Source organism: Klebsiella sp. G-Nf4 (assembly GCF_002810615.1).
Classification (GTDB): domain Bacteria; phylum Pseudomonadota; class Gammaproteobacteria; order Enterobacterales; family Enterobacteriaceae; genus Klebsiella; species Klebsiella variicola.
Window position 1 is genome coordinate 50573 of record NZ_PION01000007.1, and the last position, 22771, is coordinate 73343.

At 59.8% G+C, this 22771-nt stretch carries 20 protein-coding genes; 16 read left to right on the forward strand and 4 right to left on the reverse strand.

What is annotated here, in order from left to right; translation table 11 throughout:
* Positions 1 to 113: 113 nt before the first annotated feature.
* The 3 genes from CWM57_RS15315 to CWM57_RS15325 all read left to right on the forward strand — a co-directional run bounded on the left by CWM57_RS15315 (position 114) and on the right by CWM57_RS15325 (position 2659).
* Entirely contained in the window at positions 114 to 752 is a 639-nt protein-coding gene (locus tag CWM57_RS15315; RefSeq protein WP_074387852.1) for a DUF1007 family protein, read from the forward strand.
* Positions 743 to 1723, forward strand: a complete 981-nt coding sequence (locus CWM57_RS15320) for a nickel/cobalt transporter (protein WP_100676046.1) — start codon at positions 743 to 745, stop codon at positions 1721 to 1723. The genes CWM57_RS15315 and CWM57_RS15320 overlap by 10 nt, the downstream gene beginning before the upstream one ends.
* A gap of 99 nt (positions 1724 to 1822) precedes the next feature.
* Positions 1823 to 2659 carry a hypothetical protein gene (locus tag CWM57_RS15325; RefSeq protein ID WP_100676047.1) on the forward strand — a complete coding sequence of 279 codons (837 nt, stop codon included), beginning with the start codon at positions 1823 to 1825 and terminating at the stop codon, positions 2657 to 2659.
* A gap of 46 nt (positions 2660 to 2705) precedes the next feature.
* Here the strand turns inward: CWM57_RS15325 and suhB are convergent, their stop codons facing one another.
* Positions 2706 to 3509, reverse strand: coding sequence for an inositol-1-monophosphatase (gene suhB / locus CWM57_RS15330; protein WP_100676048.1), 804 nt, complete (start codon positions 3507 to 3509; stop codon positions 2706 to 2708).
* A gap of 120 nt (positions 3510 to 3629) precedes the next feature.
* On the opposite strand from suhB, the gene trmJ reads away from it, so the two are divergent.
* The 11 genes from trmJ (at position 3630) to sseB (ending at position 12519) form a co-directional block, all read left to right on the forward strand.
* Complete coding sequence (trmJ, locus tag CWM57_RS15335) at positions 3630 to 4364, forward strand: tRNA (cytosine(32)/uridine(32)-2'-O)-methyltransferase TrmJ (protein ID WP_032740250.1); 735 nt, start codon at positions 3630 to 3632, stop codon at positions 4362 to 4364.
* Between the two features lie 252 nt (positions 4365 to 4616).
* Positions 4617 to 5108, forward strand: a complete 492-nt coding sequence (gene iscR / locus CWM57_RS15340; protein ID WP_012540866.1) for a Fe-S cluster assembly transcriptional regulator IscR — start codon at positions 4617 to 4619, stop codon at positions 5106 to 5108.
* A 179-nt stretch (positions 5109 to 5287) separates the two neighbouring features.
* Positions 5288 to 6502 carry a cysteine desulfurase gene (gene iscS, locus CWM57_RS15345; RefSeq protein ID WP_061153662.1) on the forward strand — a complete coding sequence of 405 codons (1215 nt, stop codon included), beginning with the start codon at positions 5288 to 5290 and terminating at the stop codon, positions 6500 to 6502.
* A 26-nt stretch (positions 6503 to 6528) separates the two neighbouring features.
* A complete protein-coding gene (gene iscU, locus CWM57_RS15350; protein WP_002913991.1) occupies positions 6529 to 6915 on the forward strand; it encodes a Fe-S cluster assembly scaffold IscU in 387 nt (128 codons plus the stop codon).
* Positions 6916 to 6932: 17 nt separating this feature from the next.
* Positions 6933 to 7256, forward strand: a complete 324-nt coding sequence (gene iscA / locus CWM57_RS15355) for an iron-sulfur cluster assembly protein IscA (protein WP_002913979.1) — start codon at positions 6933 to 6935, stop codon at positions 7254 to 7256.
* A 74-nt stretch (positions 7257 to 7330) separates the two neighbouring features.
* Positions 7331 to 7846 carry a co-chaperone HscB gene (gene hscB, locus CWM57_RS15360; RefSeq protein ID WP_074387856.1) on the forward strand — a complete coding sequence of 172 codons (516 nt, stop codon included), beginning with the start codon at positions 7331 to 7333 and terminating at the stop codon, positions 7844 to 7846.
* Between the two features lie 15 nt (positions 7847 to 7861).
* Positions 7862 to 9712, forward strand: coding sequence for a Fe-S protein assembly chaperone HscA (gene hscA / locus CWM57_RS15365; RefSeq protein ID WP_100676049.1), 1851 nt, complete (start codon positions 7862 to 7864; stop codon positions 9710 to 9712).
* A 1-nt stretch (position 9713) separates the two neighbouring features.
* A complete protein-coding gene (fdx, locus tag CWM57_RS15370; protein WP_004201872.1) occupies positions 9714 to 10049 on the forward strand; it encodes an ISC system 2Fe-2S type ferredoxin in 336 nt (111 codons plus the stop codon).
* A 1-nt stretch (position 10050) separates the two neighbouring features.
* Entirely contained in the window at positions 10051 to 10251 is a 201-nt protein-coding gene (iscX, locus tag CWM57_RS15375; RefSeq protein ID WP_002913954.1) for a Fe-S cluster assembly protein IscX, read from the forward strand.
* Between the two features lie 106 nt (positions 10252 to 10357).
* Positions 10358 to 11644, forward strand: coding sequence for an aminopeptidase PepB (pepB, locus tag CWM57_RS15380; protein ID WP_074387858.1), 1287 nt, complete (start codon positions 10358 to 10360; stop codon positions 11642 to 11644).
* A gap of 98 nt (positions 11645 to 11742) precedes the next feature.
* Positions 11743 to 12519 carry an enhanced serine sensitivity protein SseB gene (sseB, locus tag CWM57_RS15385; protein WP_100676050.1) on the forward strand — a complete coding sequence of 259 codons (777 nt, stop codon included), beginning with the start codon at positions 11743 to 11745 and terminating at the stop codon, positions 12517 to 12519.
* A gap of 70 nt (positions 12520 to 12589) precedes the next feature.
* On the opposite strand, the gene CWM57_RS15390 is transcribed toward sseB, so the two are convergent.
* The 3 genes from CWM57_RS15390 to sseA all read right to left on the reverse strand — a co-directional run bounded on the left by CWM57_RS15390 (position 12590) and on the right by sseA (position 15208).
* Positions 12590 to 13432 (reverse strand): hypothetical protein, encoded by an 843-nt coding sequence (locus CWM57_RS15390; RefSeq protein WP_074387859.1) that lies wholly within the window; start codon positions 13430 to 13432, stop codon positions 12590 to 12592.
* 102 nt (positions 13433 to 13534) lie between these two features.
* On the reverse strand, positions 13535 to 14185 hold the full coding sequence (locus tag CWM57_RS15395) for a DUF5066 family protein (RefSeq protein WP_100676051.1): 651 nt from the start codon (positions 14183 to 14185) through the stop codon (positions 13535 to 13537).
* A gap of 165 nt (positions 14186 to 14350) precedes the next feature.
* Positions 14351 to 15208, reverse strand: a complete 858-nt coding sequence (sseA, locus tag CWM57_RS15400) for a 3-mercaptopyruvate sulfurtransferase (RefSeq protein ID WP_074387861.1) — start codon at positions 15206 to 15208, stop codon at positions 14351 to 14353.
* 206 nt (positions 15209 to 15414) lie between these two features.
* Between sseA and CWM57_RS15405 the strand changes: the two genes are divergently transcribed.
* Together CWM57_RS15405 and pbpC are read left to right on the forward strand one after the other, a co-directional pair.
* Complete coding sequence (locus CWM57_RS15405; protein WP_100676052.1) at positions 15415 to 20364, forward strand: alpha-2-macroglobulin family protein; 4950 nt, start codon at positions 15415 to 15417, stop codon at positions 20362 to 20364.
* Positions 20365 to 22689: a peptidoglycan glycosyltransferase PbpC gene (gene pbpC, locus CWM57_RS15410; RefSeq protein WP_100676053.1), complete on the forward strand. Its 2325-nt coding sequence runs from the start codon at positions 20365 to 20367 to the stop codon at positions 22687 to 22689. It abuts the gene before it with no gap.
* Positions 22690 to 22771 lie beyond the last annotated feature (82 nt).

Sequence of the window (22771 nt, forward strand, 5' to 3'; positions counted from 1 at the left end):
CAGTTAGGGTTTTCGCTAAGAATAGACAATGGCAGAGGCGGGGGCAGGGCGAAACGCCCGCTTTAGCTCAGGATTGCTGGTGAAGTTCACAGAATTTTTCACGTGAGGAACAGATGAACAGAGTGAAACAATGCACCAGCGCGGCGTTTTTCATGGTTTTATCATTTTCAGCCGCCGCGCATCCGCATAGCTTCATTAGTTTGCAGAGCGAGCCGGTGGTCAAAGACGGTCTGCTGAGCGGGTTTAAAATGCGCTGGACCATGGATGAAATTACTTCATCGGATCTGCTCTATGATGCCGGTAACGCCAAACCGGGCAGCGAAGTATGGAAAAAGCTGGCGGCGGAGGTGATGGCCAACGTGCTCGGCCAGCACTATTTCAGCGAGCTGTGGCACAACGGCCAGCGGGTGAAATTTGAAAATCGTCCCGACGGCTATGGCCTCGAGCGTGACGGACTGCAGGCGGTACTGACCTTTATGCTGCCGCTGGCGACGCCGCAACCTGTTGCCGGGCAGACGTTTACCTTTTCCACCTTTGACCCGACCTACTACGTCGACATGTTTTATGACAAGGATAGCGATTTTTCCCTGCCCGCCGCGCTGCGGGCCGCCTGTAAGGCAACGGTGATGACGCCAAAACCGAACGACAAAATGCTCTCGTACGCCCAGTCGCTGGATAAAGCGGATGCGCCGCCGGAGGATATGGCGCTGGGCAGCTATTTTGCTCAGAAGGTGACCCTGACATGTCAGTAATTATTACCCCGCGCGCGCGATCCTCGCGCTGGAAAGCGCTGTGGCCGCTGGCGCTGTTGCTGGCTGTGAGCATCATCGGCGGCATGTGGCTGTGGCGGGCGTGGCCGCTGGTGCTGATGCAGAGCACGGTCTGGCAGCGCTCGTTGAATCTGGAACTCAGCCACCTGCTGCAGGCGGTGGCGGAGAACCCGGCGGCGGCAGGGCTGTCGCTGCTCGGGTTCAGTTTCGTTTATGGTGTGCTGCATGCCTTAGGGCCCGGCCACGGCAAAATTGTCATAACTACCTGGCTCGCCACCCATCCCTCGAAGCTGAAATCGAGCATTAACCTGACGCTGGCCGCCTCTTTATTACAGGGGCTGGTGGCCATCGTGCTGGTGGTCGTGGTGCTGGCGCTGCTGCAGCTGCCGGCGCGCCAGCTGCATCTCAGCAGTTTCTGGCTGGAGAAGGGCAGCTATCTGCTGGTTGGCGCATTAGGCTTGCTGCTGTGCTGGCGGGCGTTGAAAAAGCTGTATCGGCTGCTGAGCCGGCCAAGGTTTACCGCTTTTACCCCGCATCATGTGCATCATGACCACTGCGGTTGCGGCCACCAGCATCTCCCGGCGCCGGATCAGCTTCAGAGCGGCGACGACTGGCGGGCACGCGCCGTGATCGTCCTGTCGATGGGCATGCGTCCCTGTTCTGGGGCGATCATGGTTCTGCTGTTCAGCAAGGTGATCGGGGTGTTCAGTTGGGGAATGGCGGCGGCGCTGGCGATGGCGGCGGGAACCTCATTAACCATCACCGCGCTGGCGTTGCTGGTGCACAGTTTTCGCCAGCTGGCGGTGAGGCTGGGTCAGCACCAGGCGCCGCCGCTGTGGCGTCAGGTGGGCTGGCTGACGCTGGCGCTGGCCGGCGGCGTGATTTTGCTGGCGGCGGCAGGAGTGATGTGGTTCAGCGCGGTCCCGGCCGGCGGTGGGATCCGCCCGTTTTAGCCCGGCGCCGGGCGCAAATCCGAAAGTGGGTGTCAGCGCTTGCCGCTGGTGAAGCGATGCTCTAGTTTTCCGCTTTTCGGCGGATGACAAGGAGTCGCTATGGCCGCAAATATCGTTTCTCCCGCGCAGAGCGGGCGGTTTTATTATGGCTGCGCCGGTGCCGCCGGGCTGCTGGCGGGGCTGGCGATCGTCTACTGGTTTCCGGTGCTGGCCAGCTGGTGGCCGTCAGATCTGGTGCGCGTCTACCACGCCATGTCGTACGTCATGGGGTTCGGGGTGTCGCGCATCGGGGATATCCCGCTGGTGGCCTACGCCACCTTAACGCTGTCGGGTTTCGTCATGGCTTTTTGCCATCCCGGGCACAGTAAACTGCCCATTGTTGCCTGGGCCGTGCATAATCAGCCCTCGCCGCGGGAAATGGTCGACTGGATCCTGCGCAGCTGGATATTTCAGTTCGGTTTCCTGGTGATCATTTTCTGGCGTTTCGCTTTTATGGGGAAGTTGACCAGCTATCGGCTGATGCAGTTCGTGGGCATCTTTAACGACGTCTGCTATCTGGCCACGCTGGTGCTGGCTGGGATACTGCTGCGCGATAGCTGGCGCGGCTTTAAAGGCGTTTCCGCATCGGCAAGCAATATTCGCATTCCGCTGATCTTTGCCCTGAGCTTTTATCTGCCGTTTCAGCTGGTGTGGATCTTACTCAGTGCGCAACAGTTCGAGTTGCCGCTGTGGGGATGGCTGCTGCTGATCCCGGCGATGGTCGGCGTGCTGTTAGCTCGACTGGCGACGGTGGGAATAGCGCTGTGCCTCCGGCACTGGCTGGGGCCGCAGGGCTGCCTGCGCTGGCGCGGACCGCTGGCCTTGTTTAGCGGCCTGACGGTGCTGTGCATCGGCGGCAATGCGGTGATTCGCCAGATCCTCAACATGATAAAATGACATAAAAAAAGGAAGCCGCGGCTTCCTTTTTGACATCAGTAAGAGATTAACGCTTCAGCGCATCGCTCAGCTGCTCACGCATATTCGCCAGCATCGCTTTCACCACGCGCGGGTTACCGGCAACGATGTTGCCCGTCAGCAGGTAGTTATGGCCACCGTTAAAGTCGCAAACGATAGCGCCTGCTTCACGAGCGATCAGCTCGCCTGCGGCGAAATCCCAGGGTTTCAGGGCGATTTCAAAGTAACCATCAACGCGGCCAGCGGCAACGTAGGCCAGATCCAGCGCGGCGGAGCCGGTGCGACGGAAGTCGGCGCACTCGGTAAACAGGTTGCCAAGAATATTCATGTAAGTGGTCGCGTGCTGCTTCGCTTTGAACGGGAAGCCGGTAGCGATGATGGTGCCGTCGAGGTCGCGAGCGTTGCTGCCGCGCAGACGGTAGCCGTTCAGCTGTGCGCCCTGGCCGCGGGTCGCGGTGAACAGTTCGTTACGCATGGGATCGTAAACCACCGCGACTTCAGTACGGCCTTTGATGCGTACGGCGATGGAAACAGAGAAGTGCGGCAGACGTTTAACGAAGTTGGTGGTGCCATCCAGTGGATCGATAACCCATTGAACATCCTGATCTTCACCAGCGTGTTCACCGCTTTCTTCGGTGATAATGGTGTGCTGCGGGTAAGATTTGCGAATGGTTTCGATAATAATCGCTTCGGCGGCTTTATCGACGTTGGTCACAAAATCATTGCTGCCTTTCTGGCTGGTTTCTACGGTGTCTGGCGTTTCGTAGTGCTTGGCAATTAAATTACCCGCCTTGCGCGCTGCGCGCACGGCGATGTTCAGCATCGGATGCATCGGTCTCTCTCACTGGATGTTAAAGAACGGGAAAAAACGGCGCATATAATAACAGCGAAATCTGCTTATGTCTCCGTTTTATGGTAGCATGCCCGAATAATCTTTAGCCGAAGAACCATAATGCTGCAAAATATTCGAATCGTACTGGTAGAAACCTCCCACACCGGCAATATGGGCTCTGTAGCCCGCGCGATGAAAACCATGGGCTTAACTAACCTGTGGCTGGTCAACCCGCTGGTCAAACCCGACTCACAGGCGATAGCCCTCGCCGCGGGTGCCAGCGATGTGATCGGCAATGCGCAGATCGTCGATACCCTTGATGAAGCCCTGGCGGGCTGCAGCCTGGTGGTGGGTACCAGCGCGCGCTCCCGCACACTGCCGTGGCCAATGCTCGATCCGCGCGAATGCGGCCTGAAAAGCGTCGCCGAGGGTCAGCATGCGCCGGTGGCGCTGGTCTTTGGCCGCGAACGCGTTGGCCTGACCAACGAAGAGCTGCAGAAGTGCCACTACCACGTGGCGATCGCCGCGAACCCGGAGTACAGCTCGTTGAACCTGGCGATGGCGGTGCAGGTTATTGCTTATGAAGTGCGGATGGCCTGGCTGGCGACGCAGGAGCAGGCGCAGCCGTCGGTTGACCATGAAGAGGCGCCGTACCCGCTGGTGGACGATCTGGAGCGTTTCTACGGCCATCTTGAGCAGACGCTGCTGGCGACGGGCTTCATCCGCCCGAATCATCCGGGGCAGGTGATGAACAAGCTGCGTCGTCTGTTCACCCGCGCGCGTCCGGAAAGCCAGGAGCTGAACATCCTGCGCGGGATGCTGGCGTCTATTGAGCAGCAGAATAAAGGTAAGTAAGCGCGTTAACGCCGGATGGCGCTTCGCTTATCCGGCCTACGAATCTACATCTCTGTTGTAGCCCGGGCGAGGCCTTTGGCCGACCCCGGGAGCGGCTCTAAATCAATAACGGCACGGAAAGCCAAATACCTGACTAAAACAGTCAAGTAAATAGTTGACCAAATTACTCGGGAATGTCAGACTTGCCCCTGCTATGCAATACCCATATTAATAAAAAGCCCGGCCAGGGGCGAGTTTGAGGTTAAGTAAGACATGAGACTGACATCTAAAGGGCGTTATGCCGTGACCGCGATGCTTGACGTTGCGCTCAACTCTGAAACGGGCCCGGTACCGTTGGCAGATATTTCTGAGCGTCAGGGAATTTCGCTTTCCTATCTGGAACAGCTGTTCTCTCGCCTGCGTAAAAATGGCCTGGTTTCCAGCGTTCGTGGTCCAGGCGGTGGTTATCTGTTAGGTAAAGATGCCAGCAGCATCGCCGTTGGCGAAGTGATCAGCGCGGTAGACGAATCCGTTGACGCGACCCGTTGCCAGGGCAAAGGCGGCTGTCAGGGCGGCGATAAATGCTTGACTCACGCGCTGTGGCGCGATTTGAGCGAACGCCTGACCGGCTTCCTGAACAATATCACCCTGGGTGAACTGGTGAATAACCAGGAAATCCTTGATGTGTCCGGTCGTCAGCATCAGCACGAAACCCAGCGCAATGCGCGCACCCAGGACGCGATCGACGTTAAACTGCGCGCCTGAGTGACCCGTCCCGTTTCGGACTGCCGCTGACAGGGCGAGGCAGCACGAAACGGTCGGGACAACGATTATAAAGAGCTTTCAGAATCAGGCCGGGATGCTCCAACATTCCGTGTACTCGGTCGTACATCAAGCCGGTTGCCTGATTCCTTGCATTGAGTGATGTACGGAGTTTAAGAGCAATGAAATTACCGATTTATCTCGATTACTCCGCAACCACGCCGGTGGACCCGCGTGTTGCCGAGAAAATGATGCAGTTCCTGACCATGGACGGGACCTTTGGTAACCCGGCCTCCCGTTCTCACCGTTTTGGCTGGCAGGCTGAAGAGGCGGTTGATATCGCCCGCAATCAGATTGCCGAGCTGGTCGGTGCCGACCCGCGCGAAATCGTCTTTACCTCTGGTGCGACGGAATCCGACAACCTGGCGATCAAGGGTGCAGCCAACTTTTATCAGAAAAAAGGCAAGCACATCATCACCAGCAAAACCGAGCATAAAGCGGTTCTGGATACCTGCCGTCAGCTGGAGCGTGAAGGCTTCGAGGTGACCTACCTGGCGCCGCAGCGCAACGGGATTATCGATCTCAAAGAGCTGGAAGCGGCGATGCGTGACGACACCATCCTGGTTTCCATCATGCATGTGAATAACGAAATCGGCGTGGTGCAGGATATCGCTACCATCGGCGAGATGTGTCGCGCCCGCGGTATCATTTACCACGTAGACGCCACCCAGAGCGTGGGCAAGCTGCCTATCGATCTGAGCCAGCTGAAGGTGGACCTGATGTCCTTCTCCGGCCACAAAATCTACGGTCCGAAAGGCATTGGCGCGCTGTATGTTCGCCGTAAGCCGCGTATTCGTATCGAAGCGCAAATCCACGGCGGCGGCCACGAGCGCGGTATGCGTTCTGGTACTCTGCCTGTTCACCAGATCGTCGGCATGGGTGAAGCTTACCGTATCGCCAAAGAAGAGATGGAAAGCGAAATGGCGCGTCTGCGCACCCTGCGCAACCGTCTGTGGAACGGCGTGAAGGATATGGAAGAAGTTTATCTCAACGGCGACCTCGAGCAGGGCGCGCCGAACATTCTTAACGTCAGCTTCAACTACGTTGAAGGTGAGTCGCTGATTATGGCGCTGAAAGACCTGGCGGTTTCCTCCGGTTCAGCCTGTACTTCCGCGAGCCTTGAGCCATCCTACGTGCTGCGCGCGTTAGGTATGACTGATGAACTGGCGCACAGCTCTATTCGTTTCTCTTTAGGTCGTTTCACTACCGAAGAAGAGATTGACTACACCATCAATCTGGTTCGCAACTCCATCGGCCGTCTGCGCGACCTTTCTCCGCTGTGGGAAATGTTCAAGCAGGGCGTGGATCTGAACAGTATTGAATGGTCACATCACTAATTCGGCACCGATAAGGAGAATTCAACATGGCATACAGCGAAAAAGTCATCGATCATTACGAAAACCCGCGCAACGTCGGCTCTTTTGACAACAGCGACGAGAACGTCGGCAGCGGCATGGTCGGTGCGCCGGCCTGTGGCGACGTGATGAAGTTGCAGATTAAAGTCAACAATGAAGGTATCATTGAAGACGCGCGCTTCAAGACCTACGGCTGTGGTTCCGCCATCGCTTCCAGCTCCCTGGTCACCGAGTGGGTGAAGGGCAAATCCCTGGACGAAGCGCAGGCGATCAAGAACACCGATATCGCCGATGAACTGGAACTGCCGCCGGTGAAAATTCACTGCTCTATTCTGGCGGAAGACGCGATTAAAGCCGCGATTGCGGATTACAAAAGCAAACGTGAAGCAAAATAATTAGTTGAGGTTTTGTTATGTCGATTACTCTTAGCGACAGTGCTGCAGCGCGAGTCAATGCCTTTCTGGCGAACCGTGGTAAAGGGTTTGGCCTGCGCCTGGGCGTGAGAACCTCCGGCTGCTCGGGTATGGCCTATGTACTGGAGTTTGTTGACGAGCCGGCGGCTGAAGACACCGTGTTTGAAGACAAAGGCGTGAAGGTCGTGATCGACGGCAAAAGTCTGCAATTCCTCGACGGCACTCAGCTGGACTTCGTCAAAGAAGGCCTCAACGAAGGGTTCAAGTTCACCAACCCTAACGTCAAAGATGAGTGCGGCTGCGGCGAAAGCTTTAACGTATAATCGGTCATCCCCAACCCCACCGCGGTCACGCCGCGCGTGGGGTTTTCATTTAGATGCATGACCCTGAGGTTACTATGGACTATTTCACCCTCTTCGGGTTACCAGCCAGCTATACCCTCTCGCTTGAACAACTGGCTGTCCGGTATCAGGATCTGCAGCGCCAGTACCATCCGGATAAATTTGCCAGCGCGCCTGCTGCGGAACAGCTGGTAGCGGTTCAGCACTCCGCCACCATTAACCAGGCCTGGCAAACTCTGCGCCATCCGCTGACCCGTGCGGAATATCTCCTTTCGCTGCACGGCTTCGACCTCGCCAGCGAGCAACATACCGTCCGCGATACCGCGTTCCTGATGGAACAGCTGGAACTGCGTGAAGAGCTCGATGAGATCGGTAAGGCGAAAGACGATGCGCGGCTGGAAGACTTTATCAAACGAGTGAAAGCGCTGTTTGATACCCGCCATCAACTGATGGTTGAACAATTGCATAATGAGAGCTGGGAGGCGGCGGCGGACACGGTACGTAAGCTCCGTTTTCTCGATAAACTGCGCAGCAGTGCTGAAGAACTCGAAGAAAAACTGCTCGATTTTTAATTTTCGGAAGCAATTATGGCCTTATTACAAATTAGTGAGCCCGGCCTGAGCGCCGCGCCGCACCAGCGTCGTCTGGCGGCCGGCATCGACCTGGGCACCACCAATTCTCTGGTGGCTACCGTGCGTAGCGGCCAGGCCGAAACCCTGCCCGATCATCAAGGTCGCTATCTGCTGCCGTCGGTGGTGAACTACCACGCCTCGGGACTGACTGTCGGCTATGAAGCCCGGCTGAATGCCGCTCAGGATCCGGTGAACACCATCAGCTCGGTGAAGCGAATGATGGGGCGCTCCCTCGCCGATATTCAAAACCGCTATCCGCATCTGCCGTATCAGCTGCAGGCCAGTGAAAACGGTCTGCCGATGATCCAGACCGCCGGCGGCCTGCTGAACCCGATTCGCGTCTCCGCCGATATCCTCAAAGCGCTGGCCGCCCGGGCGACCGAAGCGCTGGGCGGCGAACTTGATGGCGTGGTGATCACCGTTCCCGCTTACTTCGATGATGCTCAGCGTCAGGGGACCAAAGACGCGGCGCGTCTGGCGGGGCTGCACGTGCTGCGCCTGCTCAATGAGCCGACCGCGGCGGCTATCGCCTACGGCCTCGATTCCGGTCAGGAAGGGGTAATTGCGGTCTATGATCTCGGCGGCGGCACCTTTGATATCTCTATTCTGCGCTTAAGCCGCGGGGTGTTTGAAGTACTGGCCACCGGCGGCGACTCGGCGCTCGGCGGCGATGATTTTGACCATCTGCTGGCGGACTACCTGCGCGAGCAGGCGGGCTTCAGCGACCGCAGCGATAACCGCCTGCAGCGCGAGCTGCTGGATGCCGCCATCGCGGCGAAAATCGCCTTGAGCGATGCCGACGTGGCGCACGTCGAGGTCGGCGGCTGGCAGGGCGATATCACCCGCAGCCAGTTTAACGATCTGATTGCTCCGCTGGTAAAACGCACTTTACTGGCCTGCCGTCGCGCGCTGAAAGACGCCGGCGTTGAAGCGCAAGAGGTGCTGGAAGTGGTGATGGTCGGTGGTTCCACTCGCGTGCCGCTGGTGCGCGAACGCGTTGGCGAATTCTTTGGCCGCACCCCGCTGACCTCCATCGATCCGGACAAAGTCGTTGCCATCGGCGCGGCGATTCAGGCGGATATTCTGGTCGGCAACAAGCCGGACAGCGAGCTGCTGCTGCTCGACGTTATCCCGCTGTCGTTAGGGCTGGAAACGATGGGCGGGCTGGTGGAGAAAGTCATCCCGCGTAATACCACTATTCCGGTGGCCCGCGCGCAGGAGTTTACCACCTTCAAAGATGGTCAGACGGCAATGTCTATTCACGTGATGCAGGGCGAGCGTGAGCTGGTGCAGGATTGCCGCTCGCTGGCGCGTTTTGCGCTGCGCGGGATCCCGGCGCTGCCGGCGGGCGGGGCGCATATTCGCGTCACCTTCCAGGTCGATGCCGACGGTTTGCTGAGCGTCACGGCGATGGAAAAATCGACCGGCGTGGAAGCCTCTATCCAGGTGAAACCGTCTTACGGCCTGACCGATGGCGAAATCGCCACCATGATTAAAGATTCGATGAGCTACGCCGAACAGGATGTCCAGGCGCGTATGCTGGCTGAGCAGAAAGTGGAAGCCGCCCGCGTACTGGAGAGCCTGGCCAGCGCGCTGGCCGCCGACGCCGCGCTGTTAAGCGCCGCGGAGCGTCAGGCTATCGATGCCGCCGCGGAGCAAGTGCGCGCTGCGGCGGCAGGCGATGATGCTGATGCCATTAAAGAAGCGATCAAAAATATCGACACACAAACCCAGGAATTCGCCGCCCGCCGTATGGATCAGTCGGTCCGTATCGCGCTGAAAGGCCAATCCGTGGACGAGGTTTAAAATGCCAAAAATTGTATTTCTGCCCCACCAGGACCTGTGTCCGGATGGCATCGTTGTGGAAGCTGAGACCGGTGAAACCATTCTGGATGCGGCGCTGCGTAGCGGCATCGAGATTGAACACGCCTGCGAAAAATCCTGTGCCTGCACCACCTGCCATTGCATCGTGCGTGAAGGCTTTGACTCGCTGGCGGAAAGCACCGAAGATGAAGACGATATGCTGGATAAAGCCTGGGGACTCGAGCCTGACAGCCGCCTGAGTTGTCAGGCGCGCGTCACCGACGAAGATCTGGTCGTTGAGATCCCGCGTTACACTATCAACCACGCACGCGAGCACTAATATGGCACTGAAATGGACCGACAGCCGTGAAATCGGCGAAGCCTTGTACGACGCTTACCCGGATCTCGACCCGAAAACCGTTCGCTTTACCGACATGCATCAGTGGATTTGCGATCTGGAAGAGTTTGATGACGACCCAAACGCATCCAATGAAAAAATTCTCGAGGCGATTCTGCTAGTCTGGTTAGACGAAGCCGAATAATTTTCGCGTCATGATTTATGCGGCAGTTTAAGTCGGATGAATCATCGAGTGAGAGAACTTTACGGGCTGCCATACGGTGGCCCGTTTGCTAAGAAGGATAATGATAATGACCGAAGCCATGAAGATTACGCTTTCTACTCAGCCAGCCGATGCGCGCTGGGGAGAAAAGGCGTCTTACAGCATTAATAACGACGGCATCGCCCTGCACCTCAACGGCAAAGACGACCTGGGCCTGATTCAGCGCGCGGCGCGTAAAATTGACGGTATGGGCATTAAACATGTCGCGTTAAGCGGCGAAGGCTGGGACACCGACCGCGCGTGGGCGTTCTGGGCCGGCTACAAAGGGCCGAAGGGGAAGCGCCAGGTCGAATGGCCGACGCTGGACGATGCGCAGCGCAGTGAGCTGGATCATCGCCTGACGATTATCGACTGGGTGCGCGACACCATCAATGCCCCGGCGGAAGAGCTGGGTCCGGAGCAGCTGGCGCAGCGCGCCGTGGACCTGCTGTGCAGTGTGGCGGGTGAGAAGATGAGCTATCGCATCACCAAAGGTGAAGATCTGCGTGAGCAGGGCTATCTTGGTCTGCACACCGTGGGCCGCGGCTCCGAGCGTCCGCCGGTCCTGCTGGCGCTGGACTATAACCCAACCGGCGATAAAGAAGCCCCGGTATACGCCTGCCTGGTGGGCAAAGGCATCACCTTTGATTCCGGCGGCTACAGCATCAAGCAAAGCGCCTTTATGGATTCAATGAAATCCGATATGGGCGGCGCGGCCACCATCACCGGCGCCCTGGCCTTTGCCATTACCCGCGGTCTGAACAAGCGCGTGAAGCTCTACCTGTGCTGCGCCGACAACCTCATCAGCGGTAACGCCTTTAAACTTGGCGATATTATTCATTATCGTAATGGCAAAACCGTTGAAGTGATGAACACTGACGCCGAAGGCCGCCTGGTGCTGGCGGATGGCCTGATTGACGCTTCGGCGCAGAAGCCGCAGCTGATCATCGATGCCGCCACTCTGACCGGCGCGGCGAAAACCGCCCTGGGTAATGACTACCATGCGCTGTTTAGCTTTGACGATGCGCTGGCGAATCGCCTGCTGGCGAGCGCGCAGGCGGAAAACGAAGCCTTCTGGCGTCTGCCGCTGGCCGAGTTCCACCGCAATCAGCTGCCGTCGAACTTCGCAGAACTGAACAATACCGGCAGCGCGGCCTATCCGGCTGGCGCCAGTACCGCGGCGGGTTTCCTGTCCCACTTCGTGGAAAACTACCATCAGGGCTGGCTGCATATCGACTGTTCGGCAACCTACCGTAAATCTGCCGTTGAGCAGTGGTCGGCGGGCGCGACGGGTCTTGGCGTGCGTACCATTGCTAACCTGCTGACGGCCGAGTAACGGCTTTGCCGGGTGGCGCTACGCTTACCTGGACTGGAAACTCGTATGCCCGCGTGGACGTAGCGCCGCCGGGCAATTCATTGTGAAGTAGCCAAACTATGTCTGATACGAAAAATGAATTAGAAACCCTGCTGGAAAAGGCGGCGACCGAGCCCGCCCACCGTCCGGCATTTTTCAGCGCGCTGCTTGAGGCGACCGTCTGGGTTCCGGGCAGTGCAGCCGATGGTGAGCAGATTGTCGAAGACAGCGCGCTGGATCTGCAGCACTGGGAAAAAGATGACGGCAGCTCGGTGATCCCGTTCTTTACCTCGCTGGAGGCGCTGCAGCAGGCGGTGGAAGACGAACAGGCGTTCGTGATGATGCCCGCCCGCACACTGATGGCGATGACGCTGGGCGAATCGCTGTTCCTCAACCCGAAGCTGCCGAGCGGCAAAGAGTTCACCCCGCGGGAGATCAGCCATCTGCTCGGTGAAGAGGGCAGCCCGCTCAGTACCCAGACGGTACTGGAAGGCGGCGAAGCGCTGCTGCTGTCTGAAGTCGCCGAACCGCCGGCGCAGATGGTGGATTCCCTGACCACGCTGTTCAAAACGCTGAAGACCGTCAAGCGGGCGTTTCTGTGCTCGATTAAAGAGAGCGCCGACGCGCCGGCCAACTTGCTGATCGGCATTGAAGCGGAAGGGGATATTGAATCCGTTATCCAGACCACCGGCAGCGTGGCCACCGATACCCTGCCAGGCGATGAGCCGATCGATATTTGCCAGGTGGTGGAAGGCGAGAAGGGCATCAGCCATTTTATGATTGCCCATATCACGCCGTTCTATGAAAAGCGCTGGGGCAGCTTCCTGCGCGATTTCAAACAAAACCGCATTATCTGACAGCGGGGGCGGCTGCCCCCGCTGTTTCTTTATGCTTCCAGTGTGAGGCTGAAAATCGGCTTTGCCAGGGTTAATGCAGCGCAGCAAAGATCCGCGGATAGGCTGACACCATGTTATAGAGGAGAAATCCCGTCACGCACAGCGTGACAATGCCGTTGAAGAGCGCCATATCCCCGCGCCAGGCCCGACATCTCTCTTCGCCCAGCAGAGAACGTAGCGCTGCCACCAGCCCGCCGACCAGCATAAACGCCAGTAACACCCCTGCCATTTGCGCGATAACAATGTACCAGCCCAGCGGTGTATTCACGCCCCGAGCGCTCATCAGCGCGATCTGTGCAGGCAAGATCGTCTGGAACCCCAGAGTGAATATCATGAGAAGGTGCAGGTCCGCCAGCGGAGCGTCAAACGTGCGGGCCAGACGTCGGGCGTCACGCAGGAGCAGCACCCCTGACGCCACCGCCGCGGCAACGCTGACATGCTGGAGAATAAAAATATATAACGCCAGGGTTCCGGATCCGACCCGGGACAAAAAGAACAGATTGCAAAAGACGATGACCAGCAGGCCAAATTTTATGCCCCAGGCGCGGAGTATCTCGCCGGGCCAGCGCCGGCTTGACGCTGGGTTATGCACCATCCACGCGGCAAGGGTCGATTTTCCGTAACCGGGCGCGAGCAGCACCATCAGGAAACCCAGCAGCGCCTGATGGCCATAGGTGATCAGCGGAACCTCTTCCAGAGTGACCCCGAGAAACTGGGTATACACGGAGACCGGCGCAGGAACCACGCTTAACCATGCTCGGTTCCATTGCGGCCAAAAATAAAGGATCGCGCCGCCTGCCAGCAGGCCAGCTATGCCTCCCAGCCAGGGAAGGCGCGGCGAATAAGCAGAATGCGGGTTGGAGACTAATGCCATTTTCACTCCTTGTAGTGACATCAGGTTACGGATAAAACGCTCCCTCCTGGAGCAGGCCCCGGCGGCGCGCGTTTATCGCGCCATCCGGGGTGAGATGGTGAATTAGTCAGGGCAGCCTTCGAGCCTGGCGTAAAGATCCTCATGAATATATTCCAGCTCCAGCAAGGCGCCATCGCGTGCCTCATTGAGGGTCTGCTGATGCTGCCATTCGTCGTGGCTCTCCTCGCTGCCGGCAAAGATCCCCTGCAGATATTCTATCAGTGACGATTCCGCCAGCCAGAGATCATTCTCTTTACCTTCGAAGCGGACAACAGGATATTCACCTTGTTCATCACGTTCAGTGACATAGATAAATACCTGCTGATCTCCGGGATGGCAGAGGCGAATCAGGGCAGGAAGACGCGGATCGTCGTTCCAGATTGGCGTCAGCTCTTCAAAGTCCAGCCCGGCCATATCAAGACCACTCATGTAATAAGCATCTTCATCCAGCGAGTCGGAAAGCAGGACGCCATGTTGATCAATGGAGTCCAGAACCGATTCCAGCACCAGCTGTCCGTGGGGGCTTTTCAGTTGGCAATCGTAGGCCAACAGCGCTTTCAGACTCTCCGGAAGCGCCACGGTTTCGCTATTTTGCGGGTCACGATATTTCCGTACCCGCAGGCGATCCACTTCGTCTACGGACAATGGTTTCGGGGTGGGATTACGGTTGTGCTTGTGTACGACATCCATGAGATCCGGTAATGAAAATGCCATTATTCAATTTCCTTATATAGTGAGTGGCAGTAAAGCGAATACGGCAGGTACAAACCCTGCGGCAGCACAGAGTAACCGGTTTAGCGGCAGGCCGGAGAAAGAGGGAGGGAAAATCAGAAATTATTTAGTGACCGCGGGAGGGAACCGCCCGCGGTCAGGCCGTGTTTACTGAGCGGCAGAGGCCGGTTCAATCGGCAGATCGGTCCGTGCGCCCCATTCGCTCCAGGAGCCGTCATACAGGCAGACGCCATTCACGCCAAGCGTGGTGAGGGCCAGCACGACCACCGCCGCCGTCACCCCTGAACCGCAGCTGGCGATGATTGGCCGTTCAAAATCGACACCCTGACGCAAAAAGATGTCGTTCAACTCGTCGACGGTTTTCAGTTCGCCGTTAATCACCAGCTCAGTCCACGGCACGTTAAGCGCGCCGGGGATATGCCCGCGACGCAGGCCCGGGCGCGGTTCGTCGGCCAGGCCGTTAAACCGGGCCGCCGGACGCGCATCGACAATCTGCGCCGAACCTTCATGGCTGACCAGCAGGACGTCGGTCAGGCGCTTAATTTGCTGGGGATCGAAACGCACGTCGAATTCCCCTTCAGCTACTTCCGGCACGCCTTGCTCCAGCGGCAGTTCGTCGCGCCGCCAGCCCTCCAGCCCACCGGCCAGTATGGACACCTTCTCCACGCCAAAGGTGCGCAGCATCCACCAGGCGCGAGGCGCGGAAAACAGATTGCCTTCGTCATAAACCACCAGGTGCTTATCGCTGCAGACGCCCAGCTCGCGCATGGCGACGGCAAACGCCTCGGCGCGCGGCATCATATGCGGCAGCGGGCTGGTGTGATCGGACAGCGCCTCGATATCGAAAAACAGCGCGTTCGGCACATGACCGGCGCGGTATTCCGCTGCCATATCGCGCAGGGCCTCCTGCCCGGCGGGCGCCATGCGGGCGTCGATAATCTGGATCTCCGGGTCATCAATATGTTCTGCCAGCCAGTCGGCGGCGATAAAAAACGAGGTGGACATGGGTGCCTCCGTTTTACGATTCATGACTGAATTGTCGGCGTTTTATCTCACGCTGACAAGTTAAGGACGTCAGAGTGGGGACGACGTCACGGCACTTTTCTGATTAATCGGCAGAAACCCGCGTCATCACTGTTGAGAAGTGCCGCCTTAACGCATAATAAAAAGTGATAATTTGCATCAGGCCCACCGGCCGAGGGGTTAGAAGGATGAAACCATTTCGTTTAGCGGCGCTGTCACTGGCGCTCCTTACCGCATTTTCATTAACCGGGTGTGATGACAGCGGTACGCCGCAGGCCACTGCCCCGGCGCCAGCTGCGGATAGCAGCCCAGACACGACGACAAAACCGGACAGCGCCCAGCTGGCGGCGCTGGCGGAAAAAAGTCAGGGCAAAGCGCTGACGCTGATCGACGCCTCGGAAGTCCAACTGGATGGCGCCGCGACCCTGGTGCTGACGTTTTCCGTGCCGCTGCAGCCGGACCAGGATTTCTCCCGCAGCGTACATCTGGTCGACAAGAAAAGCGGTAAGGTGGACGGTGCCTGGGAGCTGGCGCCGAATCTGAAAGAGCTGCGTCTGCGTCACCTTGAGCCAAAGCGCGAGCTGATTGTCTCGGTCGACCCGACGCTGACCGCCCTGAACAAGGCTACGCTCGACAAACCGTTCGAGAAGACCCTGGCCACCCGCGATATCGCACCGAGCGTTGGTTTCGCCAGCCGCGGCTCGCTGCTGCCGGGCAACGTGGTCGCCGGGCTGCCGGTGATGGCGCTGAACGTTGATAATGTCGACGTTAACTTCTTCCGTATTAAGCCGGAATCACTCTCCGCGTTTGTCAGCCAGTGGGAATACCGCAACTCGTTAAGCAACTGGGAGTCTGATGAGCTGCTGAAGATGGCGGATCTGGTCTATACCGGCCGCTTCGATCTCAACCCGGCACGCAATACCCGCGAGAAGCTGCTGCTGCCGCTGAACGATATCAAGCCGCTCCAGCAGCCGGGCGTCTACGTGGCGGTCATGAACCCGGCGGGCCATTATAGCTACAGCAACGCGGCGACACTGTTTACCCTCAGCGATATCGGCGTCTCGGCGCACCGCTACCATAACCGGCTGGATGTTTTTACCCAGAGCCTGGAAAACGGCGCTGCCCAGTCGGGCATTGAGGTGCAACTGCTCAATGCCAAAGGGCAGACCCTGGCGCAGGCGAAAAGCGACAGCCAGGGCCATGTCACCCTGCAAACGGATAAAGAGGCGGCGCTGCTGCTGGCGCGCAAAGAGGGGCAGACGACGCTGCTCGACCTCAAGCTGCCGGCGCTGGATCTGGCTGAATTCTCTATCGCAGGGGCGCCCGGCTTTAGCAAACAGTTCTTTATGTTTGGCCCGCGCGACCTTTATCGCCCGGGTGAAACCGTCATCCTTAATGCGCTGTTGCGCGATAGCGACGGCAAGCCGCTGGCGGAGCAGCCGGTGAAGCTGGAGGTGGTTCAGCCGGACGGCCAGGTGATCCGCTCGGTGATGAGCAAACCGGTGAATGGTCTGTACCAGTTCACTTATCCGCTCGACAGCGGCGCGGCCACCGGTATGTGGCACATTCGCGCCAGCACCGGCGATAACCAGCCGCGCGAATGGGACTTCCACGTCGAAGACTTTATGCCGGAACGCATGGCCCTGAACCTGACGCCGCAGGCGGCGCCAGTCGCGCCGGATGCCGACATCACCTTTGGCGTCCGCGGCGCTTATCTCTACGGTGCGCCGGCCAGCGGCAATCAGCTGCAGGGCAAGCTGTTCCTGCGCCCGCTGCGCGATGCCGTTGCCGCGCTGCCGGGCTTCCAGTTCGGCGATATCGCGGAAGAAAACCTCTCCCGTAGTCTGGATGAAGTCCAGCTGACACTGGATGAAAAAGGCCGTGGCGAAGTGACCACCTCAAGCCAGTGGCAGGATAGCCACTCGCCGCTGCAGGTGGTGTTGCAGGCGAGCCTGCTGGAATCCGGGGGGCGTCCGGTGACCCGTACCGTACAGCAGCCGATCTGGCCTGCCGAGGCGCTGCCGGGGATCCGCCCGCAATTTACACTGAAGGACGTTTACGATTACCGCACCGACACCACGGTGAAGCAGCCGGTGGTCGATGAGAACAGTAACGCCGCGTTTGACATCGTCTATGCCGATGCCAGGGGCGAGAAAAAAGCGGTCTCTGGCCTGCAGATACGGCTGATCCGCGAGCGGCGCGACTACTACTGGAACTGGTCCGATAGCGAAGGCTGGCAGTCGCAGTTCGATCAAAAAGATCTGCAGGAGGGCGAGGAGTCGCTGGATCTGCAGGCCGGACAAACCGGCAAAGTGAGCTTCCCGGTAGAGTGGGGCTCCTATCGCCTGGAGGTGAAAGGGCCGGACGACGTGGTCAGCAGCGTGCGCTTCTGGGCCGGCTATAGCTGGCAAGATAACAGCGAAGGTACCGGCGCGGCGCGTCCTGACCGGGTCACTATGAAGCTGGATAAACCGAGCTATAAACCGGGCGACACCATCAAGCTGCACATTGCCGCCCCGGCGGCGGGTAAAGGCTACGCGATGGTGGAATCCAGCGAAGGGCCGCTGTGGTGGCAGGAGATTGACGTCCCTGCCGAGGGGATGGATCTGTCTATTCCGGTGGATAAAGCCTGGAACCGCCACGACCTCTACCTCAGCACGCTGGTGGTTCGCCCCGGCGATAAATCCCGCTCGGCGACGCCAAAACGCGCGGTGGGCCTGCTGCATCTGCCGCTGGGCGATGAAAACCGCCGCCTGACGCTGGCGCTGGAAGCGCCGGACAAAATGCGCCCCAACCAGCCGCTGACGGTGAAAGTGAAAGCCAGCGTCAAAGAGGGCGAGGCGCCGAAACAGGTCAACGTGCTGCTCTCGGCGGTGGATAGCGGGGTGCTGAATATTACCGATTACGCCACCCCGGATCCGTGGAACGCCTTCTTTGGCCAGAAGCGTTACGGCGCAGATATCTATGACATCTACGGCCAGGTGATCGAAGGGCAGGGGCGTGTGGCCAGCCTGCGCTTCGGCGGCGATGGCGACGAGTTAAAACGCGGCGGCAAACCGCCGGTCAACCACGTGACGATCGTCGCCCAGCAGGCGCAGCCGGTGGTGTTGAACGATCAGGGCGAAGGCACGGTGACGTTACCCATCGGTGATTTTAACGGCGAGCTGCGGGTGATGGCCCAGGCGTGGACGGCCGATGACTTCGGCAGCAGCGAAGATAAAGTGGTGGTGGCCGCCCCGGTTATCGCCGAACTGAATACCCCGCGCTTCCTCGCCAGCGGCGATACCACGCGTCTGGCGCTGGATCTCAGCAATCTGACCGATAAACCGCAAACTCTGCAGGTACATCTTGCCGCCAGCGGGCTGGTGACCTTGACCGAGGGTCAGTTGCCGCCGGTGCAACTGGCGCCAGGGGCGCGCAGCACGCTATTCGTGCCGGTCAGCGCACTGGCGGGCTTCGGCGATGGTCAAGTGAGCGCGACCATCAGCGGCCTGAGCCTGCCGGGTGAAACCTTCGCCCCGCTGCAAAAACAGTGGAAAATCGGCGTCCGTCCGGCGTTTCCGGCCCAGACCGTCAACAGCGGCGCGGTGCTGCAGCCCGGCGAAAGCTGGCAGGCGCCGGCGGCGCAGAGCCAGGGCTTTGCCCCGCAAACGCTGCAGGGCCAGCTGCTGCTCAGCGGTAAACCGCCGTTGAACCTTGCCCGTTATATCCGTGAGCTGAAAGCCTATCCTTACGGCTGCCTTGAGCAGACCGCCAGCGGCCTGTTCCCGTCGCTGTACACCAGCGCGGCGCAGCTAAAAGCGTTGGGCATCAGCGGCGATAGCGATGAAAAACGCCGCGCGGCAATCGATGTTGGTATCTCGCGCCTGCTGCAGATGCAACTGGAAAACGGTGGTTTTGCACTGTGGGATAAAGAGGGGCCGGAAGAGTACTGGCTGACCGCCTACGCTATGGACTTCCTCGTCCGCGCGGGCGAGCAGGGCTATAGCGTACCGGTCAACGCCATTAATAAAGGTAACGAACGCCTGCTGCGCTATCTGCAGGAGCCGGGGCTGATGACCGTGCGCTACAGCGATGATGCCCAGGCCAGCCGCTTTGCCGCCCAGGCGTATGCCGCGCTGGTGCTGGCGCGTCAGCAAAAAGCCCCGCTCGGCGCATTGCGTGAAATCTGGAGCCGTCACGACCAGGCGCGCTCCGGCTTGCCGCTACTGCAGCTCGGCATTGCGCTGAAAACCATGGGCGATGCGCCGCGCGGCGACGACGCGATGAAGCTGGCGGTTGCCACCCCGCGCCAGGATGAGAATCGTTGGCTGGGTGATTACGGCAGCCCGCTTCGCGATGACGCCCTGAAGCTGGCGCTGCTGGAAGAGAACAAGCTGCTGCCGGAGGTGCAAAATAAGCTGTTGAGCACGCTGTCGGAAGAGGCCTACGGTCAGCGCTGGCTGTCGACCCAGGAAACCAATGCCCTGTTCCTTGCCGGACGTTCGCTGGCGGACCTGCCGGGCAACTGGCAGGCGCAAACCTCACTGCAGGCCGAGCCGCTGGCCGGCGACAAAGCGCAAACCCGCAACCTCGACGGCGATCGGCTGGCGGCGCTGCAGGTGAGCAATACCGGCAGTCATCCGCTGTGGCTGCGCCTGGACAGCAGCGGCTATCCACAAAGCGCGCCGCAGCCAGGCGGTAACGTCCTGGGGATTGAACGCACTATTTTCGATACCCAGGGTCAGCAGAAATCGCTGACCTCGCTGCGCAGCGGCGAACTGGTGCTGGTGAAGCTGGAGGTGACCGCCAAACGCAACGTGCCTGACGCGCTGGTCGTCGACCTGCTGCCAGCCGGTCTCGAGCTGGAAAACCAGAATCTGGCCAACAGCAGCGCCAGTCTGCAGGAAAATGGCGACGCGGTGCAAAACCTGCTCAACCAGATGCAGCAGGCGGATATTCAGCATATCGAGTTCCGTGACGACCGTTTCGTCGCCGCTGTCGCTGTCAATGAAGGCCAGCCGGTGACGCTGGTCTATCTGGCGCGGGCGGTGACGCCGGGCACTTATCAGGTTCCGCAGCCGCAGGTGGAATCGATGTATGTGCCGCAGTGGCGGGCGACCGGGGCGGCCAGCGGTCCGCTCACCGTGACGCCGTAAATGCGCGTATTGCCTCGGGTAAAACGCCGCTGGCGCTGGCTGGCGGCGTTTATTTTTCTGCTGTGGCTGGCGGTGCTGGCCGCCGATCGCCTGTGGCCGCTGCCGCTGCAGGAGGTCACCCCTGCCCGGGTGGTGGTGGCGGAAGACGGGACGCCGCTCTGGCGCTTTGCCGATGCGCAGGGCGTCTGGCGTTATCCGGTGACTCTCGCCGACGTGTCGCCGCGCTATCTGCAGGCGCTCATCCAGTATGAAGACCGCTGGTTCTGGAAACATCCAGGGGTCAATCCCTTCGCGGTGCTGCGCGCCGCCTGGCAGGATTTAACCTCCGGGCGGGTCATTTCTGGCGGCAGCACGCTCACCATGCAGGTGGCGCGTCTGCTCGACCCTCATCCACGCACCTTCGGTGGCAAGCTGCGCCAGCTATGGCGGGCGCTGCAGCTGGAGTGGCATCTGTCAAAAAGCGATATTCTAACCCTGTATCTGAACCGTGCGCCGTTTGGCGGCACCCTGCAGGGGATCGGCGCGGCCAGTTGGGCTTATCTCGGTAAACCGCCCGCTCAGCTCAGCTACGGCGAGGCGGCGCTGCTGGCGGTCCTGCCGCAGGCGCCCAGCCGTTTACGTCCGGACCGCTGGCCGCAGCGGGCCCAGGCGGCGCGCGATAAAGTCCTTACTCGCATGGTCAGCCAGGGCGTCTGGCCGCAACGGGCGGTGAAGGAAGCGATGGAGGAGCCGGTGTGGCTGTTTCCGCGCCAGATGCCGCAGCTGGCGCCGCTTTTTTCACGCCGGGCGCTGGCGACCAGTCGGGATGAAAAGGTGGTGACGACTCTTGATGCCGGGCTCCAGCGGCAGCTTGAGGATCTGGCGCTGAACTGGAAATCGCGCCTGCCGCCGCGCAGCTCACTGGCGATCGTTGTCGTCGATCACACGGATATGAAAGTCCGCGGCTGGGTGGGCTCGGCGGATATCACCGACGACAGCCGCTTCGGTCATATTGATATGGTCTCGGCGGTGCGTTCGCCGGGATCGGTGCTGAAACCCTTTGTCTACGCGATGGCAATGGATGACGGGCTGATTCATCCGGCATCGTTGTTACAGGATGTTCCACGGCGTTTTAGCGATTATCGGCCCGGCAATTTTGACAGTGGTTTTCATGGCCCGGTGAGCGCCAGCGAAGCCCTGGTGCGCTCGCTGAATTTGCCGGCGGTGCAGGTGCTTGAAGCCTACGGACCCAAACGTTTCGCGGCGAATTTACGCAACGCCGGGCTGCCCCTGATGCTGCCCGCTGGCGCTGAGCCGAACCTGTCGCTGATCCTCGGTGGGGCCGGGGCACGGCTGGCAGATATCGTCGCGGCGTACAGCGCCTTTGCCCGTCACGGCAAGGCGGCGCGTCTGCGCATGAAACCTGACGCGCCGCTGGTGGAACGGGCGCTGATGTCACCCGGCGCGGCGTGGATTGTCCGGCGCATTTTGGCCGGCGAAGCGCAACCGGTTCCCGATGCCTCACTGCCGCAAGTGGTCCCGCTGGCGTGGAAAACCGGCACCAGCTATGGCTATCGCGATGCGTGGGCGGTCGGCCTCAATGCGCGATATCTGATAGGTATCTGGACCGGACGGCCTGACGGTACGCCGGTGGTGGGCCAGTTTGGCTTCGCCAGCGCCGTGCCGCTGCTCAATCAGGTCAATAATCTGTTGCTGGCGCGCCAGGCGATGAGCCGCGGCGGCCTGCCGGTCGACCCGCGCCCGCAAACGGTGAGCCGCGGGACTATATGCTGGCCAGGCGGGCAGGATCTACCGGCCGGTGACCGCAACTGCCGCCGGCGCTTAGCCAGCTGGCTGCTGGATGCCAGCCAGCCACCGACGCTGCTGCTGCCCGGGCAGGAGGGTGTGCGCGGGATCCGCTTCCCGGTGTGGCGCAACGCAGCAGGGGAAAGGGTGGCCGCGGATTGTCCGGGTGCGACAGAAACTTCTGTTGATGTCTGGCCGCTACCGCTGGAACCCTGGCTGCCGGCCAGCGAGCGCCGACGTGCGCGTCTGGGACCGGTATCGACAGCGTGTCCGCCGCTGCAAACTCAGGATGCCGCACCGCTGGTGCTGTCAGGTATTCGCGAAGGGGCGGTAATAAAACGTCTGCCGGGTGAGGTGCGGGTGGTGTTACCCCTGCAAACCAGCGGTGGGGAAGGGCGACGCTGGTGGTTTATCAACGGCCAGCCGTTAGACGCTACCGGTGCGACAACCACGCTAACGCTGGATAAGCCCGGCGAGTGGCAGCTGGTGGTCATGGATGAGGCAGGACAAACGGCGGCCACCAGTTTCACCCTGCAATAACCAGGGTAAATTTGTTGTTGGCAGTTTGTGTTTCCAATACTCATCTTATTTTAACAAAATGTTACCTTCATCCGTAGGCATC